This is a genomic window from Sandarakinorhabdus glacialis (assembly GCF_014643455.1).
Taxonomy (GTDB): domain Bacteria; phylum Pseudomonadota; class Alphaproteobacteria; order Sphingomonadales; family Sphingomonadaceae; genus Sandarakinorhabdus; species Sandarakinorhabdus glacialis.
In genome coordinates this window covers 52,877-70,620 of the sequence record NZ_BMJM01000004.1, presented here as the reverse complement: position 1 = coordinate 70,620, position 17,744 = coordinate 52,877, and the positions used below count along the sequence as shown (strand labels likewise).

At 65.4% G+C, this 17,744-nt stretch carries 15 protein-coding genes; 5 read left to right on the top strand and 10 right to left on the bottom strand.

Annotated elements, in window-relative coordinates:
- The first annotated feature begins 1 nt into the window (after position 1).
- Together tilS and ftsH are read left to right on the top strand one after the other, a co-directional pair.
- A complete protein-coding gene (tilS, locus tag IEW98_RS06925) occupies positions 2–946 on the top strand; it encodes a tRNA lysidine(34) synthetase TilS (protein WP_188762209.1) in 945 nt (314 codons plus the stop codon).
- 312 nt (positions 947–1,258) lie between these two features.
- Positions 1,259–3,202 carry an ATP-dependent zinc metalloprotease FtsH gene (gene ftsH / locus IEW98_RS06920; RefSeq protein ID WP_188762208.1) on the top strand — a complete coding sequence of 648 codons (1,944 nt, stop codon included), beginning with the start codon at positions 1,259–1,261 and terminating at the stop codon, positions 3,200–3,202.
- 138 nt (positions 3,203–3,340) lie between these two features.
- Here the strand turns inward: ftsH and IEW98_RS06915 are convergent, their stop codons facing one another.
- The gene (locus IEW98_RS06915; protein WP_188762207.1) at positions 3,341–4,696 is read right to left on the bottom strand and encodes an MFS transporter; all 1,356 of its coding nucleotides are present in this window, start codon (positions 4,694–4,696) and stop codon (positions 3,341–3,343) included.
- Positions 4,697–4,738: 42 nt separating this feature from the next.
- The gene (locus IEW98_RS06910) at positions 4,739–5,221 is read right to left on the bottom strand and encodes a MarR family winged helix-turn-helix transcriptional regulator (RefSeq protein ID WP_207792526.1); all 483 of its coding nucleotides are present in this window, start codon (positions 5,219–5,221) and stop codon (positions 4,739–4,741) included.
- A gap of 206 nt (positions 5,222–5,427) precedes the next feature.
- On the opposite strand from IEW98_RS06910, the gene IEW98_RS06905 reads away from it, so the two are divergent.
- Genes IEW98_RS06905 through IEW98_RS06895 form a run of 3 tightly spaced genes read left to right on the top strand, consistent with a single transcriptional unit; the run spans position 5,428 to position 11,267 of the window.
- Complete coding sequence (locus IEW98_RS06905) at positions 5,428–6,642, top strand: efflux RND transporter periplasmic adaptor subunit (RefSeq protein ID WP_188762206.1); 1,215 nt, start codon at positions 5,428–5,430, stop codon at positions 6,640–6,642.
- Positions 6,643–6,645: 3 nt separating this feature from the next.
- Positions 6,646–9,840, top strand: a complete 3,195-nt coding sequence (locus IEW98_RS06900; protein WP_188762205.1) for an efflux RND transporter permease subunit — start codon at positions 6,646–6,648, stop codon at positions 9,838–9,840.
- Entirely contained in the window at positions 9,837–11,267 is a 1,431-nt protein-coding gene (locus IEW98_RS06895; protein ID WP_188762204.1) for an efflux transporter outer membrane subunit, read from the top strand. Before IEW98_RS06900 ends, IEW98_RS06895 begins: the two co-directional genes overlap by 4 nt.
- Positions 11,268–11,438: 171 nt before the next feature.
- Here the strand turns inward: IEW98_RS06895 and IEW98_RS06890 are convergent, their stop codons facing one another.
- From IEW98_RS06890 to IEW98_RS06855, 8 genes are all read right to left on the bottom strand, one after another.
- Positions 11,439–11,762, bottom strand: a complete 324-nt coding sequence (locus tag IEW98_RS06890; RefSeq protein WP_188762203.1) for a phosphoribosyl-ATP diphosphatase — start codon at positions 11,760–11,762, stop codon at positions 11,439–11,441.
- A 33-nt stretch (positions 11,763–11,795) separates the two neighbouring features.
- Positions 11,796–12,581, bottom strand: coding sequence for an AAA family ATPase (locus IEW98_RS06885; RefSeq protein WP_188762202.1), 786 nt, complete (start codon positions 12,579–12,581; stop codon positions 11,796–11,798).
- The gene (gene hisF / locus IEW98_RS06880; RefSeq protein WP_188762201.1) at positions 12,578–13,339 is read right to left on the bottom strand and encodes an imidazole glycerol phosphate synthase subunit HisF; all 762 of its coding nucleotides are present in this window, start codon (positions 13,337–13,339) and stop codon (positions 12,578–12,580) included. The genes IEW98_RS06885 and hisF overlap by 4 nt, the downstream gene beginning before the upstream one ends.
- Positions 13,336–14,052 (bottom strand): 1-(5-phosphoribosyl)-5-[(5-phosphoribosylamino)methylideneamino]imidazole-4-carboxamide isomerase, encoded by a 717-nt coding sequence (gene hisA, locus IEW98_RS06875; protein ID WP_188762200.1) that lies wholly within the window; start codon positions 14,050–14,052, stop codon positions 13,336–13,338. The genes hisF and hisA overlap by 4 nt, the downstream gene beginning before the upstream one ends.
- On the bottom strand, positions 14,049–14,660 hold the full coding sequence (gene hisH / locus IEW98_RS06870) for an imidazole glycerol phosphate synthase subunit HisH (RefSeq protein ID WP_188762199.1): 612 nt from the start codon (positions 14,658–14,660) through the stop codon (positions 14,049–14,051). Before hisH ends, hisA begins: the two co-directional genes overlap by 4 nt.
- Complete coding sequence (gene hisB, locus IEW98_RS06865) at positions 14,653–15,252, bottom strand: imidazoleglycerol-phosphate dehydratase HisB (RefSeq protein ID WP_188762198.1); 600 nt, start codon at positions 15,250–15,252, stop codon at positions 14,653–14,655. Before hisB ends, hisH begins: the two co-directional genes overlap by 8 nt.
- A gap of 155 nt (positions 15,253–15,407) precedes the next feature.
- Positions 15,408–16,310, bottom strand: coding sequence for a DUF481 domain-containing protein (locus IEW98_RS06860; protein ID WP_188762197.1), 903 nt, complete (start codon positions 16,308–16,310; stop codon positions 15,408–15,410).
- A gap of 158 nt (positions 16,311–16,468) precedes the next feature.
- Positions 16,469–17,695: an SAM-dependent methyltransferase gene (locus IEW98_RS06855; protein WP_188762196.1), complete on the bottom strand. Its 1,227-nt coding sequence runs from the start codon at positions 17,693–17,695 to the stop codon at positions 16,469–16,471.
- Positions 17,696–17,744 lie beyond the last annotated feature (49 nt).

The window sequence follows — 17,744 nt, the reverse complement described above, 5'->3', positions numbered from 1 at the left end:
TATGCCCGACCTCGCGGCACTTCTGCAGAGCATCCTCGATCGCCCGCTGATTTCGGGCGAGCCGATCGCCATCGCCGTCTCCGGTGGCCCCGACAGCCTCGCCCTGCTCGACCTCGCCCATGATGCCTGGCCTGGCCGCATCACCGCGCTCACCGTCGACCATGCGCTGCGCCCCGCATCTGCCGCCGAGGCCGCAGGGGTCGCCGGCCAGTGCGCCGCCCGCGCCATCCCGCACGTCACTCTCACCTGGACCGGCGAAAAACCCGGCAGCGACCTGCAAGCCGCCGCCCGCGACGCCCGCTACAGGCTGATGGCCGACTGGTGCGCCGGCCACGCAACCCGCCTCCTGCTCACTGCCCACCACGCCGACGACCAGGCCGAAACCCTGCTCATGCGACTCGCCCGCGGCAGCGGCAGCACCGGTCTCTCCGGCATCCGCCCGACGCGCCGCCTGTCGAACACCGTCGTCCTCGCCCGCCCGCTGCTCACCGTCCGCCGCCAGGCCCTCGCCGAAATCGCCCGGGCCGGCGGCTGGCGCCCGATCACCGACCCGTCCAACGACAACCCCCGCTTCGCCCGCACCCACGCCCGCCGCCTCCTAGCCGCGACCCCATGGCTGGATCCCGCCCGGATGGCCCAGTCCGCCGCGCACCTCGCGGAAGCCGAAGCCGCCCTCCAATGGACCGAAGACCGCGCCTGGGCCGGCAACGCCGTCGCCACCGCCACATCGGTCACTTTGGACGCCGCCAATCTCCCCACCGCCCTCGTCCACCGCCTCGTCCGCCGCGCCCTTCTCCACCTCGCCCCGACCGCCGAACTCCGCGGCCCCGAGATCACCACTCTCATCAACCGCCTGACCAACGCCGAACCCACCACCCTCGCCAACATCCGCGCCATTCCCAAGACCAACCTCTGGCTCTTCACCCCCGCCCCTCCCAGACGCTGAGCCCTCCTACCCTCTCCCGCTTGCGGGAGAGGCGAGACGCGCGCCAGCGCGCCGGGTGAGGGTGTGCCCAACTCACCAAAAACAAGCCATCGCATCACCTCTCCCCTTGCGGGAGAGGTCGAGAGACGCGCCCTTGCGCGGCCCGGGTGAGGGGGACTTGCCTCGTCAAAACCAATCCCGATAACAAGCTAAAGAGCCCCAATTCCAGGCCGCAAACCCCACTCTCCCGGGTCAGAATCGCACAGGTAGATTGCAAGCCGCTGCAAGAGGCTTATCTCTGGTGTCGACTCATTCTTCGCAGGAAGCCGATTCATGGCCGAAAACAACAAGAAACCGCCAAATCCCCTGATCAAGAACCTTGGACTGTGGTTCGTGATTCTTCTCGGGCTGGTGGTTGTCGTCAACGTCATGCAGGGCCCGTCGCGTTCCGGCGCCGATGCCAACACGCTGGCCTATTCGGATTTCCTGACCAAGGTCGAGGAGGGCGGCATCCGCTCGGCCGAGATCCGCGGCGAGGAAATCATCGGCAAGACCACTGCCGACGAAGAATTCCGCACTTTCAATCCGGGCGACTCCGAGCTGGTCAACCGCCTGCGCGCCAAGAACGTCCGTTTCGATGCGCGTCCTGAGGAGAGCCGCGGCCTGCTGGCACAGCTGTTCTTCAACATGCTGCCTTTCGTCATCATGATCGGCATCTGGATTTTCGTCATGCGCCAGATGCAGAACGGTGCCGGGCGCGGTGCGATGGGCTTCGGCAAGTCGCGCGCCAAGCTGCTGGTCGCCAAGGAAGGCCGGGTCACCTTCGACGATGTCGCCGGCATCGACGAAGCCCGCGAGGAACTTCAGGAAATCGTCGACTTCCTCAAGGACCCGGCCCGCTTCCACCGCCTCGGCGGCAAGATCCCCAAGGGCGCCTTGCTCGTCGGGCCTCCGGGCACCGGCAAGACCTTGCTCGCCCGCGCCATCGCCGGCGAGGCCAACGTGCCGTTCTTCAACATCTCGGGTTCGGACTTCGTCGAAATGTTCGTCGGCGTCGGCGCCAGCCGTGTCCGCGACATGTTCGAACAGGGCAAGAAAGCCGCACCATGCATCATCTTCATCGATGAAATCGACGCCGTTGGCCGCTCGCGCGGCGCCGGTGTCGGCGGCGGCAATGACGAACGCGAGCAGACCCTGAACCAGCTGCTTGTCGAGATGGACGGCTTCGACGCCAACGAAGGCATCATCATCGTCGCCGCGACCAACCGCCCCGACGTCCTCGATCCGGCGCTGCTGCGTCCGGGCCGTTTCGATCGCCAGGTCGTCGTCGGCCGTCCGGACATCGAGGGCCGCGAGAAGATCCTCGGCGTCCACATGAAAAAGGTGCCGCTGGCCCCCGACGTCAATGCCCGCACCATTGCGCGCGGCACGCCGGGCTTCTCGGGCGCCGATCTCGCCAACCTCGTCAACGAAGCGGCGCTGCTTGCCGCCCGCCGGGCCAAGCGCCTTGTCTCGATGCGCGACTTCGAAGACGCCAAGGACAAGGTCCTGATGGGCGTCGAGCGCAAGTCGATGGTAATGACCGAGGACGAGAAGAAGATGACCGCGTACCACGAGGCCGGCCATGCCGTCGTCTCGATGCACGAGGCCGCCTCCGACCCGATCCACAAGGCAACGATCATCCCACGCGGCCGGGCATTGGGCATGGTCATGCGCCTGCCCGAGCGCGACCAGTACAGCTATCACCGCGACAAGATGTACGCCAACCTCTCGGTGTCGATGGGCGGCCGCGTCGCCGAGGAACTCATCTTCGGCTATGACAAGGTCTCATCGGGTGCGTCGTCGGACATCAGCTATGCGACCGACCTCGCCCGCTCGATGGTCACGCAATGGGGCATGAGCGACAAGCTCGGGCCGCTGAAGTACGCCGACAACCAGGAAGAAGTCTTCCTCGGCCACAGCGTCACCCGCACCCAGAACGTCAGCGAGCAGACCGCGCAGCTCATCGACGGCGAAGTCCGCGAGATCGTCACCTCGGGCTACAACCGCGCCAAGCAGGTGCTGTCCGACAACATCGATCAGCTCCACAACCTGGCCGCGGCCCTGCTCGAGCTCGAGACCCTGTCGGGCGACGAGATCAAGAAGGTCCTCGCCGGCGAACCGATCGAGCGCGGCTCGGTCACCGGCACCCCGGCCTCGCGGCCGTCGACGGGTGTCTCGGCAATCCCCAAGACCGGCCGCCGCGGCGGTTTCGGGGAACCTGCGCCGCAGGCCTGACCCCGCCGATCTCGCAAAAAACCAGGGGCCGTCCAGCAATGGACGGCCCCTTTTTCATGCCATGTCCCCCGACATACCCGCCATCTCCCATTTCCGGGTAAAAACAGCCCCGCGACAGTCCCGCAACCGTCCCGAAATTTACTTCAGACGATCCCCGGAATCGCTGTCGACCACCGGGTTTTCCCCTAACGCCTTGTTACGACGGCTATAAATAAACAAAGCCGCCAAAGCCGCCGCCGCCAACCCGTAAGGCAAGGTCGGCGACAGCTGGTACAGCCCGATCCCGACCGCCGGCGCCAACACGAAGCACGACCCGTTGACCGACGTGATCGCCCCCGCCACGCCGCCCTGCTCGGACCGCCCCACCGCCAGGCTCGCCCCGGCGGTAAACCCCGGCCGGGCAAAGCCATAGCCCAGCGACGCCAGCGAAAACGCCACGACCAGCGCATAAAAATCCGGCGCGACGGCAATTCCCGCCGTGCCGATCGCTGCAATCGCCGTCCCCCAGCGCATCAGCGACGACGGCGTCATCTTGAACATCGGGATCAGGCCCCATTGCGCCAACAGCGTCGCCACGGCCCCACCCATGAAGATGATGGCGATTTCCTGCTGCGCCTGCAGAGGGTTACCCCCGATCGTATCGATGACCAGGAACCCCAGCGCCTGCCCCGTAGCCGCCTGGATCGACCCCGAACAGAAGCCGAAGATCATGAACGGCAAGATCCTGGGATCGCGCCACGACAACCGCACGCCGCGCCCAGCCGAAGCCGCCTGCAGGCTCGCCCCCGTCGCGCCGCCGCTCACCGTCGGCTCGGTCGCCGGCGCGCCGTGGCCACCGCTACCGACATTCAACGAATTCGCCCCCGCGCCGATAAGCCCCGGAAAATGCGTAGGATCATCGTCCGGCAGATACCGCCGCACAGCGATCAGCACGAACACCGCGATCAACGCAAAGGCAAACAACGGCCCTGACAGCCCCAGCGCCCCGATAATGAACAAGGGCGCCAGCGCCGGCCCGATAATCGTCCCCAGCCCGAACGCCGACGACAGCGACGCCAGCGCGTTGGTGCGCTCGGATTCGCTAGTCCTTGCAGCAACATAGGCCTGCGCTGCCGGGTTCGAAGCCGATCCGAAAATGCCAAAAAGCGACCGCATGCTGGCGAACAGCGCAAACGTCGCCACCGGCACCAGCAAGCCCCTGAGACCGGCAAAAATGATGATCCCGCAGCCCAGCATCGACACGCCGAAGCCGATGACGCCGACCTCCATCAGCCGCCGCCGACCCCGAATATCCGACTGCCGCGCCCAATACGGCGCGCTGAACGTCCACAGCAGCGCCGAGAATGAAAAAATGATCGCTACCAGCATGTCGGGAATCTGGATCACCCGCGCAATGCCGGGTAACACCGTCTGCATCGCGGTATTGCCCGCCGCCACGGTCAACAGCACCGCAAACAACACGGCAAATTCGCGTCGAGGCATGGCAAAGCGCATTTGAATTCCTTGGCTGACCCAAGCCGCATTGCCAAGCTTAGTTTATTGCGCTCCGCCAGCGCCGGGACAGCATTTCACTCGCGCGAACTGATCGGCAAATCCACCCAGCAACTCCGCGAACACTCCCAGCGCCTGCCCTGTTGCGGCGACTTCGGCGGCCGGGCGATCACTATAAAAATCGCGGATCCACTGCTCGATTTCGCCATGAATGGCGCGCAGTTCAAGCAAGCGCGTCTCGTTCATGACGATCTCGACCGACCGCCGATCGGCACACGACCGCCGGCGTTCGACGAAGCCCGCTCCCTCGAGTCGGTCGATCAACGCTGTTACCGAGCCACTTGTCAGCCCTGTCCGCACGGCCACTTCGCCAGGCGTCGCTGGACCTTCCTCAAGCAAATGCAGGCACCTAAGATCGTTCCGGGACACGCCGAAGCGAACCGAAACCACCATGTCGATGGTGTCGACGACCTGATGGATCCGGCGTCCCGCGTTCATGATCGACTGGAGATGCTCGGCCTTGTCCAACGTGTTTTGTCCTAAAGTATCTTGACCATCAAGTCTCTTGATCATAGATACAGTGCTGCAGCTGCTGCGTCCACCTATCCAATGCTGGGTCGCTCATCACTCTCCCCATGTTCGATTGTTACGACGTCATGACATTTCCAGGCCTATTGTTTACCTTGCACCGCAGCAAAGCTAACCTCGACCCACAGTACAAAGGTAATCAGCGGATGTGGTCTCGATTGGCGTTGACGAGCCTGCTCGCTGTCGGCATCGCGGCGTGCGGCGAAAAACAGGCCGGCGCGCCTGGCGCTCCCGGCGGTCCGCTCCCCCTGGTCACCGTCGCCAACCCCTTGATTAAGCCGATCGTCGATTGGGATGACTATATCGGGCGCTTTGAAGCCCGTCAGTCTGTCGAAGTCCGTCCCCGGGTCGCAGGCTACATCAAGAGCATCAATTTTCGTGATGGCGAGTTCGCTCGCGCCGGTGACCTGCTGTTCGTCATCGACCCGCGGCCCTTCGACGCCGTACTGGGGCAGGCGCGGGCCGAAGCCCAGCGCGCCCGCGCGACCGCCGACCTGGCGCGCAGCAATTTCGGTCGTACCGAAAAGCTCCTCGCCGGCAATGCGATCAGCAAGGAGGAGTTCGACACCAGCAAGGCGACCCTTGCCCAGGCCGACGCCGCCCTTGCGGCTGCACAAGCGACCGTCGCCGCCCGCGCGCTCGATGTGAATTTCACCCGCGTCACCGCACCGATCTCGGGCCGCATGTCCGATCGCCGGGCCGATGTCGGAGCGTATGTCACTGCCGGTACGACGGTGCTGACCTCGGTCGTAACGCTCGATCCGATCCATTTCATATTTACCGGATCGGAAGCGGTGTATCTGAAATATCAACGCGCCAACCAGGCCGGAACCCGACCATCGTCGCGTGTGGCGCCCAACCCTGTTGAAATCCGCCTCGGCGACGAAACCGAATATCGCTGGCGCGGACGGATGGATTTCGTCGACAACGCCATCGATATCGGCAGCGGCACCATCCGCGGCCGCGCCGTCGTGCGAAATCCCGATGGCTTCCTCACGCCGGGCCTGTTCGGCCATATGCGCCTGATCGGATCGGGCGCCTACAACGGCATGCTGATCCCCGAGGATGCCGTCGTCACCGACCAGACCCGCAAGGTGGCGATGGTGGTCGACCCCGACCGTATCGTCGTGCCGCGCGTCCTGGTCCTGGGGCCGCTGATCGATGGCTTGCGCGTCGTCCGCGGTGGCCTCAAGACCGATGACAAGATCATCATCGAAGGCGTGCAACGCGCACGCCCCGGAACCATGGTGACGACGAAACCCGGCAAGATCGTGCCGCCGGCGCCCGGTACCGGACCCATACCGCCGGCGATTGTCGAAGCGCCGGCGACCTCGGCGACCGACGCCGTTCGCAAGAACTGACCGATGCGGTTATCTCGCTTTTTCATCGACCGGCCGATTTTCGCCGCGGTCATCTCGATCCTCATCGTGCTGGTCGGCATCGTCGCCTATCCAACCCTGCCGGTTGCCCAATATCCAGAGATCGCGCCCCCGACGATCTCGGTGACCGCCTCCTATCCCGGCGCTTCCGCCGAGGTCCTCGCCGATACGGTGGCTGCACCGCTGGAGCAGGAAATCAACGGCGTCGAGGACATGATCTACATGACCTCGTCGTCGACCGGTGATGGCCGCGTGACGCTCAACGTCGTCTTCAAGCTGGGCACCAACCTCGACAATGCCCAGGTCCTGGTTCAGAATCGCGTCGCCTCGGCCGAACCGCGCCTGCCCGAGTCGGTGCGCGCACTCGGCGTCACGACCCGCAAGAACTCGCCCGATATCCTGCTCGTGGTGTTCCTTCACTCGCCGAACAATACCTATGATATCGGCTATGTTTCCAACTATGCGACGCTGTTCCTGAGGGACCGGCTAGCCCGCCTCGATGGCGTCGGCGGCATCAACGTCTTCGGCGTCCGGGATTATTCTATGCGGATCTGGATCGACCCGGAAAAGGCGGCCTCGCGCGGCCTCAACGCCGAGGAGATCGTCGCGGCCCTGCGCGCCCAGAATGTCCAGGTTGCCGCCGGCTCGGTGGGCGCCCCGCCGTTCGATCGCGGCGGCTCGGGCTTCGAGCTGAACGTCCAGGCGCTCGGCCGGCTGACTACGCCCGAACAATTCGGCGCGGTCGTCATCCGCGCCGACGGTAACAGCGTCGTCAGGGTATCGGACGTCGCGCGCGTCGAGATCGGCGCCCAGGATTACGGCACCAATGCCTATGTCAACGGCCAGCAGGGCGTCGGTATCGGCATCACCCAGCGGCCCGGCTCCAACGCGCTTGCCACCGCCGACGCGATCATGGCGACGATGGAAGAGGCCAAGCGGGCCTTCCCGCAGGGGATCGCTTATTCGGTCCCCTACAACCCGACCGAATATGTTCGCGCCTCGATCGACAGCGTCCAGGAAACGCTTGTCGAAGCTGTCATCCTTGTGGTGCTCGTCGTGCTGATCTTCCTGCAAAGCTGGCGCGCGGCGATTATTCCCGTCCTTGCGATCCCGGTCTCGCTGATCGGAACGTTCGCAGTGATGGCGGCCTTTGGCTATTCGCTCAACAATTTGTCGCTGTTCGGCCTGGTGCTCGCCATCGGCATCGTCGTCGATGACGCCATCGTCGTCGTCGAGAATGTCGAGCGCGAGCTGACCCTTGGCTATAGCCCCCGCGAGGCGTCGTACCGAACCATGGACGAGGTCGGCGGCGCGTTGATCGCCATCGCGCTGACGCTGTGCGCCGTCTTCGTACCGACCGCCTTCATCAGCGGCATCTCGGGCCAGTTCTACAAGCAGTTCGCGTTGACGATCTCGGCAGCGACGCTGATTTCATGCATCGTCTCGTTGACGCTGTCGCCGGCGCTCGCTGCACTGCTGCTCAAGCCACACGATCCGCACCACAAGCCGACCGGCTGGCGCCGCTATCCCGCCAAGGCCGCCGACGGCTTCAACCGCGGCTTTGCCTGGTTGTCCGAACGCTATGGCCGGATCACGGCGCGGACGATACGCACCATCGGCATCATCCTGGTGGTCTATATCGGCTTGCTGGCGCTGGCGGCGTGGCGCTTCACTGCGACGCCCATCGGGTTCATCCCGGCGCAGGACCAGGGCTATCTGATCGCGGTGGTCCAATTGCCGCCGGGTTCGTCGCTCGAACGCACCGACGCCGCGATCAAGAACGCCGTCAAGACCGCGATGACGACCCCCGGTATCGATCATGCCGTGGCATTCGCCGGCCTCGATGGTGCCAGCTTCACCAACGCGCCGAACGCCGGCACATTGTTCCTGCAGATGGACGATTACCCGCTGCGCAAGGAAAAAGGCTTGACCGGTGAATCGATTTTGGGCGACCTGCGCCAACGGATGGGCGGCATTACCGGCGCCAACATTCTCGTCATCCCGCCGCCACCGGTACGCGGTATCGGCACTGGCGGCGGCTTCAAGATGATGGTCCAGGATCGCTCCGGAAAGGGCTATCAGGCGCTCGAGCAGGCCGCCGTCGGCATGATGATGGCGGGCAACCAGGCGCCCGGCCTGACGTCGGTCTTCACCCTCTTCAACACCGGGACGCCGCGCGTATTTGCCGACATCGATCGTGACAAGGCGCAGTTGCTGGGAGTCAATCCCTCGGCGGTGTTCTCGACGCTCCAGGTCTATCTAGGATCGGCTTACATCAACGACTTCAACCTTTTCGGGCGTACCTACCGGGTGACGGCGCAGGCCGATGCAGCGTTTCGAAACGATCCCAACGATATCACCAATCTGAAGGTTCGCTCGGCATCGGGAACAATGGTGCCGCTTGGGTCGGTCGCGACACTCAAGGACGACAGCGGGCCGTACCGTGTCGTCCGGCATAATCTTTTCCCAGCCGCCGAGCTGCAGGGCGATCGGTTGCCCGGCTTCTCGTCGGGACAGGCGCTCGGCACAATGGAAGACCTTGCCGGCAAGTTGCTGCCCGAAGGGTTCAGCTATGAATGGACCGAGCTGGCCTATCAGGAGAAGACTCAGGGCAATACCGCAGCGGCGGTGTTCGTGCTCGCCGTGGTGTTCGTCTTCCTGCTGCTGGCGGCGCAGTATGAATCGCTGCTGCTGCCGTTGGCGGTCATCCTGATCGTGCCGATGTGCCTGTTGGCGGCGATCCTGGGCGTCAACCTGCGCGGTTTCGACAATAATATCCTGACCCAGATCGGCCTTGTGGTGCTGGTCGGCCTGGCGGCGAAGAACGCCATCCTGATCGTCGAATTCGCCAAGCAGGCGGAGGACCGCGGGCTCGATCGATTTGCCGCGGCCGAGGAAGCCGCGCGCACCCGGTTGCGGCCGATCCTGATGACCAGCTTTGCCTTCATCCTGGGCGTCGTGCCGCTGGTGATTGCGTCGGGACCGGGGGCGGAGATGCGGCAGGCACTTGGCACAGCAGTGTTTTTCGGCATGATCGGCGTGACGATCTTCGGTCTGCTGTTCACGCCGGTATTCTACGTCATCGCCAGCTGGGCGGCCGAAAAGGCCGCCCGAATCCGGGGTCGCAACCGGGTTGCGCCCGCACCGCCGACGTCGCCCGCCGCGGAGCCGGTCGCATGATTCGCACTCTCTCCGTCGGCGCGGCGCTGCTGCTGTCGGCATGCGCGGTCGGGCCGAACTATGCCCCGGCGCCAACGCCCGTAGCCGCCAGCGGGACGTTTTCGGCTGCGACGCCGGCCAATGCGTCAACCACGTCTGCTCCCGATGCGTGGTGGCGGTTGTACGATGATCCGGTGCTGGATGACCTGATCGGCCAAGCGTTTGCAGCCAATACCGACCTTCGGGTCGCGACAGCCAATCTGCGCCGGGCGAGGGCTGTCTTGTCCGAGGCTCGCGGTGCCCGACTGCCGTCGACGACGATCAGCGCCAGTGCTGTCGAAGCGCGGCAGTCGGTCGCCACGGTGGGCGGCCCGGTGCCGTTCGAAAGCGCGTTCTACAGCGTCGGGCTCGATGCCAGTTACGAGATCGATCTTTACGGCCGGGTCAGCCGCAGTATCGAGGCGGCCCGTGCCGATTCGGCTGCCGAAGCTGCGGCGCGCGACACTGTGGCGATCAGTGTCGCGGCCGAGACGGCACGGGCTTACGCCGATGCGTGTTCGGCCGCCTTCCAACTCGGTGTGGCGGAGCGTTCGTTGAAGCTGCAGGCCGACAGTTTCGACCTGACCGAGCGACGTGTCGCCGCCGGCCGGGATTCACCGCTCGACGTGGCGCGTGCCAGGGCGCAGCTCGAATCGACCCGGGCAACGCTGCCGACTTTTGCCGCCAACCGCCGCAGTGCGCTGTATCGGCTGGCGGTGCTGACCGGCAAGCCGCCCTCGGCGTTCGATGCCCGTGCTGCCGCGTGCACCATCCCGCCGCGGCTGACTCAGCCGCTCCCCGCCGGCGATGGCGCCGCCATGCTCAGGCGACGTCCGGATATCCGCCGCGCCGATCGCCAGTTGGCGGCGGCGACGGCGCGGATCGGGGTTGCGACCGCCGATCTTTATCCGCAGATCAGCATCGGCGCCGGCGTTTCGGGGCAGGGCGTGACGCCGGGCGCCGCGTTCAGCAATAATGGCTTCGGCTTCAGCCTCGGTCCGCTGATCAGCTGGACCTTTCCCAACATCATTGCAGCGCGGGCCCGGATTGCCCAGGCGGAGGCCAGTACCGAAGCGGCGCTTGCGACGTTCGACGGCACGGTGCTTTCGGCCCTGCAGGAAACCGAAACGACGCTGTCGGACTATTCCGGCGTGCTCGATCGCAACGCCGCGCTGAAGAATGCTCGCGACCAGAGCGGCGAGGCGGCGCGTATCGTCCGGCTGCGCTACAATATAGGCGTCGAGAATTTTCTCGCCGTGCTGGATGCCGAACGCACGCTGGCGACGGCCGATGCGCAACTCGCCGATAGTGATGCAACGCTGACGACGGCGCAGATCGCGGTGTTCAAGGCGCTGGGTGGCGGCTGGGAGACACCGGAGGCTAGTGCGGGAGCGAACAATAGCCGGTAATCAGTCGGTTAGCCTTTCCAGGCTACGATATGATCGCGTTGGAAAGAGTGTTAACATTTTCCACATTTTCCGCTTTCGCGCATTTCTGGCTTTGCGCACCGAGGGTATCGCCTGCAAAGTCGAGAACGGACAATCGGTGTAGCCGATCAGACCCGTGTAGGACAGGCATTCTCAGCCGGCCTTGCGCGAGGCTTTCTCGGCGAGGCCTGAAATGCCTTCGCGGCGCGCCAGTTCGGTGCGGATGTCGTCGAAGCTGAGCCCGGCATCGGCAAGCAGCAGCGCCAAGTGGAAAACCAGGTCGCTGGCTTCGCCGATCAGTTCGCCGCGGTCGTCGCCCATTGCGGCGATGACGGTTTCGACGGCTTCCTCGCCGAGCTTCTGGGCGATCTTGGCGCGGCCCTTGGCGGTCATCCTGGCGACATACGACGTCGCCGGATCGCCGTTGCGATTGAGGGTGATGCGGGCCACCAGCCGGTCGAGGATATCGTCGCTCATGCCGGCGACCTTGCGGCGCGGCGAGGGCGCGCGTCAATCGCCCAGCAGGTCGGCGATGCGCTTTTCAGGGTCGCGGAGGAAATCGAGGGTGACGCGGTAGTGATCGGTATCGCGCAGGGTCGTCGGCAGGATGCCGCGGTCGTCCAGTTGGTAGATGGTGGCGTCGGGATAGGCCATCAGGATCGGTGAATGGGTGGCGATGATGAACTGGCAGCCCTGGCCGACGAGATCGTGCATGCGGACGAGCATCGCGAGTTGGCGTTGGGGTGACAGCGCGGCTTCGGGTTCGTCGAGGATATACAGTCCCTGCGGGCCGAAGCGGTTGAGCATCAGCGCCATGAAGGATTCGCCATGCGATTGTTCGTGCAGGGATTTGTCGCTGTAGTTCGGTCCGATCGGCGGTCCGAAGCTGTCGGGGGGGGTGTCGAGGTCCTCGATGTTAGTGGCGAGGTTGAAGAAGCTTTCGGCGCGCAGGAAAAAGCGCGTTTTGGGACGTTTTACGCCGCGGACCGGGCGGAGCATTCCGGCGAGCGAGGAGTGCGAGGCGCGGGTGCTGAAGGCAAAATTCTGGGTGCCGCCTTCGGGGTTGAGCCCCATCAGAACGGCGATGGCCTCGATCAGCGTGGATTTGCCGCTGCCGTTCTCGCCGACGAGGAAGGTGACCTTGGGATGGAATTCGATGGCTTCGATATCGCGGGCGGCGGCGATGCTTAGCGGGTAGCGGCTGGTGTCGTGCCGGCTTTCGAGCGGGAACAGGACGCGCAGCAGGAAGTGCGGGGCGTCGAAGGTCGTGCGGCGGCCGGGTAGGCGTGCCGTCATTGGCGGACGCGGACACCGGCGGCGGCAAGGGCGGCCTTGGCGTGTGCGATCGAGGCCTGGCCGAAGTGGAAGATCGAGGCGGCGAGGACAGCGCTGGCGTGGCCCTGGATGACGCCGGTGACGAGATCGGCTACGCTGCCGACGCCGCCCGAGGCGATGACCGGGATCGGCACGGCGTCGGCGATGGCGCGGGTGAGGGCGAGGTCGTAGCCCGAGCGGGTGCCGTCGCGGTCCATGCTCGTCAGCAGGATTTCGCCGGCGCCGAGGCGGGCGGCTTCGATGGCATAGGCCAAGGCATCAATACCGGTAGCGCGCCGGCCGCCGTGGGTGAAGATTTCCCATCTGCCCGGCGATACCGCCTTGGCGTCGACGGCGACGACGACGCACTGGTCGCCGAAACGCATGGCGAGTTCGCCGATGAGGGCTGGACGGGCGACGGCGGCGGAGTTGACCGCGACCTTGTCGGCACCGGCGAGCAGGAGCGCGCGGGCGTCCTCGGTGCTGCGGACGCCGCCGCCGACGGTCAGCGGCATGAAACAGGCGTCGGCGGTGGCTTCGACCATGTGGAGGAGGGTGCCGCGGTTCTCGCTGGCGGCGGTAATATCGAGGAAGGTCAGTTCGTCGGCGCCGGCGGCGTCATAGGCGCGGGCGGCTTCGACGGGGTCGCCGGCATCGCGCAGGCTGACGAAGTTGACGCCCTTGACGACGCGGCCGTCGGCGACGTCGAGGCAGGGGATGACCCTTACGGCCAAGCTCATGCAGCGGCCGCCAGCGCTTCGGCGAGGTCGAGGCGGCCGTCGTAGAGGGCGCGGCCGGTGATGACGCCCTCGATGCCGGGCTGGCCAACCAAGGCGCGAATATCGTCCATGCCGGCGACGCCGCCCGAGGCGATGACGGGCAGGGTGGTGCTGGCGGCGAGGCTGAGGGTGGCATCGATGTTGACGCCCTTGAGCATGCCGTCGCGGCCGACATCGGTGAACAGCAGCGCTGCAACGCCTGCATCTTCAAAGCGTTGCGCGAGTTCGGAAACCGATACCGTCGAGCGGGTGGCCCAGCCGCGGGTGGCGACGAAGCCGTCGCGGGCGTCGACGGCGACGACGATGCGGCCGGGATGGGCGCGGGCGACTTCGCGGACGAGATCGGCGCTTTCGAGGGCGGCGGTGCCCATGACGACGCGCCAGACGCCGGCCGACAGCCAGTTTTCGACGTCTTCGCGGGTGCGGATGCCGCCGCCGACCTGGACGCGGCCTTTGAAAGCTTCGACCGCCTTGGCGACGCCTTCGCCGTTGCGGCTGGCGCCGGCAAAGGCGCCGTCGAGATCCACGACGTGGAGGGCCTTGGCGCCGGCGTCGGCGAAGAGCCTGGCCTGGGCGCCGGGGTCGTCGTTGTAGATGGTGGCGCGGTCCATATCGCCTTCGGCGAGGCGGACGCATTTGCCGCCCTTTAGGTCGATGGCGGGAAAGACGATCATGATTTCAGCCAGTTCGCGAGGAAGGCGAGGCCGTAAGCCTGGCTTTTTTCGGGGTGGAATTGCACCCCGGTGATGTTGCCGCGGGCGACGATGGCGGGGAAGTCGCCGCCATGATCGGAAGTGGCGCGGATTTCGGCGCTGTCGTCGGGGTCGAAGCGGTAGGAATGGACGAAATAGGCGTCGCCCTCGGGTTCGCCGCTGTCGTTGGTGGCCGTCACGCTGTTCCAGCCCATATGGGGGATCTTGAGGTCGGCATCGGATGGCGTCAGGCGGGTGACCTTGCCGGGGAGCCAGCCGAGGCCGCGGTGGATGCCGTGTTCATGGCCTTCGCTGGCGAGCAATTGCATGCCGACGCAGATGCCGAGGAAGGGCGTCTGGCGGTCGATGACGGCTTTGGTAAGCGCGTCCTCGATGCCGGCGGCGCCGCGCAAGGCGTTGATGCAATGGGCGAAAGCGCCGACGCCGGGGAGGAGGATGCGATCGGCGGCGGCGATGCGGACGGGGTCGCTGGTTACGTCGACGCTGGAGGCGCCAGCGGCGGCGAGGGCGCGGGCGGCGGAGCGAAGGTTCCCGGCGCCATAGTCGACGACCGCAACAGTCTTAGACACCGCCGAGGGTGCCCTTGGTGGAAGGGATGGCGTCGGCCTTGCGCGGGTCGATGGCGACGGCGGTGCGCAGGGCGCGGGCGAGGCCCTTGAAGCAGCTTTCGACGATGTGGTGGTTGTTGACGCCATACAGCGTTTCGATGTGGAGGGTGATGCCCGCTGACCCTGCAAAGGCGGCGAACCATTCCTTGAACAATTCGGTGTCCATCTCGCCAAGGCGCGGCTGGGAAAAGCCTGACTTCCAAACGAGATAGGGGCGGCCGGAGATGTCGATGGCGACGCGGGTCAAGGTTTCGTCCATCGGAATCAGCGCGTCGCCGTAGCGGGTGATGCCCTTGCGGTCGCCGAGCGCCTTGGCAAAGGCTTCGCCGATGGCGATGCCGCTGTCCTCGGTGGTGTGGTGCGCGTCGATGTGGAGATCGCCCTTGGCGGTCAGTTGGAGGTCGATCAGCGAGTGGCGCGAGAGTTGCTCGAGCATGTGGTCGAGGAAGCCGATGCCGGTCGAGACATTGTATTCGCCGGTGCCGTCGAGGTTGAGGGTGACCTTGATCGAGGTTTCCTTGGTGGCGCGGCTGACGGATGCGGTGCGGCTCATGATGCTGCGCGGTAGAGCATCGGACGGGGGACGGCAAGCGTTCGGGGGGTGAACGCGGGATTGCCGCAGGGAAGTTGTCGGCATGTTGGGGGGTCGTCGGGGGGTGGTTTGCGCCCGGAAACGGGATCTGGGCGGTATGTCGCGGGACGGGGCGGTTAGCGGAACTCGTAGACGAGGGTCAACCGGCTCGTGGTGTCGGCTTTGCGGCGGCCGATCGGCGGGTTGGATTCGCTGTTGTACTGGATCGAGGCGCGCGCCGACAGCGAGCCGCCGAGCTTGCCGGTGGCGGCAGTCAGCGATTGCAGGGAGATGTTGAAATCGTCGTAATAGACCGCCGAGTTGTTGGTCAGCGTCCAGCGCGGCGTGACCGACCAGCGCATGTCGGTGGCGGCGCGGGCGGCCACAGTGATATTGTCGACGCCGTTGGTGAACCAGGTTTCGCGCAGTGCCGGGCCGCCTTCGAAGGCGATGCGGACGGCGGCGTTGTCGACGACCTTGTAACCGATACCGACCGATTGCGACAAACGGTGGTCGAAGCCCGAGAAACGGTCGCGTTCATAGGTGGTCGAGACCAGGGCATAGGCGGTGGGGCTGATGGTGCGATTGCCTTCATAGGCGGCGAAATAGCGTTCCTTGGAGGTAAGGCCGGCTTCGCGCTGGTAATCGACCGCGGCACGCGCGGTGTGGCGCCAGTTGACGCCGCGCTTGGTGACGCGGGCGGCGATGGCGACGCCGCTGTTGCTGGTGTTGCCCGACGATGCGAAGGCGCCGACCTCGCCCGAACCGGTCCAGCCATCGAGGGTGCCTTGGGCAGCCAGCTCGGCTTCGGTCTGCTCGGTGCGCAGGCGGGCGATCGTCGCGACCTTGGTGTCGATCTCGGTGATCGCGGCGGGATTGGTCTTGCGCGCCGCATTGGCGACGATGCGCAATTGTTCGGGGTCGTCGGCGACGGCGTCGATCATCGCGGCGACGGCGTCGGGGATCGGCTCGGCTTGAAGGGGCGTGGCCATCAGGGCGAGCGCCAGCAAGGCGGTGACAATGGTCAGTTGGCGCTTCATCGAAAGTCCCGGGAGCGGATGCCTGGTGACATCGATTAGCCTGTATTGGCGGCCTTTATACGACGGACATCAAGCCCTTGCGGCCGGATAAGGCAGCCGGGCGGGGTGGGCTGGTCGGGAAGCGAGACACCCTCCTCCCGCGCCCGTTACCAAAGTGGCTAAATACTGAGCGGAAGCAGCTGTTGTTCGGTTTCGGTGATGTAGTCGCGGCGGAGGGGGAGGGTGTCGCGGCGCTTGGTGAGCTGGAGCTGGACGTTCATGTGGCCGTCGTTGTTGAAAGCCGACATGGCGGCGGCGAGGTAGAACATCCACATGCGGTAGAAGCGCGCGTCGTATAAGGTTTCGATTTTGGCGCGCTGCGCCGCGCAGCGGTCGTACCAGTGGCGGATGGTCATGCCGTAGTGGAGGCGCAGAACCTCGATGTCGGTGATCCACAGCCAGGATTTTTCGATGGCGGGGACGATCTGCGACAAGGCGGGCGAATAGCCGCCGGGGAAGATGTATTTTGCTGTCCAGGGGTCGGTTGCGCCGGGGCCATCGGCGCGTGCGATGGTGTGGACGAGGGCGACGCCGTCGACGTCGAGAAGGCGCTCGACGGTTTCGAAATATTGCTTGAAGTGCGGCAGGCCGACGTGTTCGAACATGCCGACGCTGACGATGCGGTCGAACTGGCCGGTGAGGGATCGGTAGTCGATCAACTCGAACTTGACGTGGTCGGAAAGGCCCTGGCGCTCGGTTTCGTCGCGGGCGTATTTGAGCTGTTCCTCTGACAGGGTGATGCCGAGGACGTCGGCGCCGGAAACCTTGTGGAGGTAGCGCGCCATGCCGCCCCAGCCGCAGCCGATATCGAGGATTTTCTGGCCGGGCTTGAGATCGAGCTTGGCGGCGATGTGGGCGAGCTTGGCTTCCTGTGCGGCTTCGAGGCTCATGTCAGGGCCGTCGAAATAGGCGCAGCTATATTGGCGGTGGGGGTCGAGGAAGAGGTCGTAGAGGCGGTCGTCGAGGTCGTAGTGATGGGCGACGTTGCGCTTCGAACGCCGCGCGAAATTGATCTGGTCGATCCTGGCGGCGATGCTGGCCTGTCGCCAGAGCGCGAAGCGGACCGGGTTGTCGCGTTGCCAGCGCAGGTTCCAGGTGACGACATCGACGAGGTCGGCGATGTCGCCCTGCTCGAGGACAAGGGTGCCGTTCATAAAGGCTTCGCCGGCACCGAGCGCGGGGTTGAAGGCGACGGCGCGGGCGGCGGCCGCCGTGGTGAACCGGACCGTTACCGGCGGCTTTTCAAGGGCCGGGGTGCCGTAGTGGTAAACGGTGCCGGCGTGGTCGATGATGGTCAGATCACCGTGCCGGATCATCTTTTTGAAGAGTCGGTCGAGGAGGAACATGCCGCTGCTCTAGCGGGATGGAGCGATGCCGCCTAGCCTTTGGACAGTG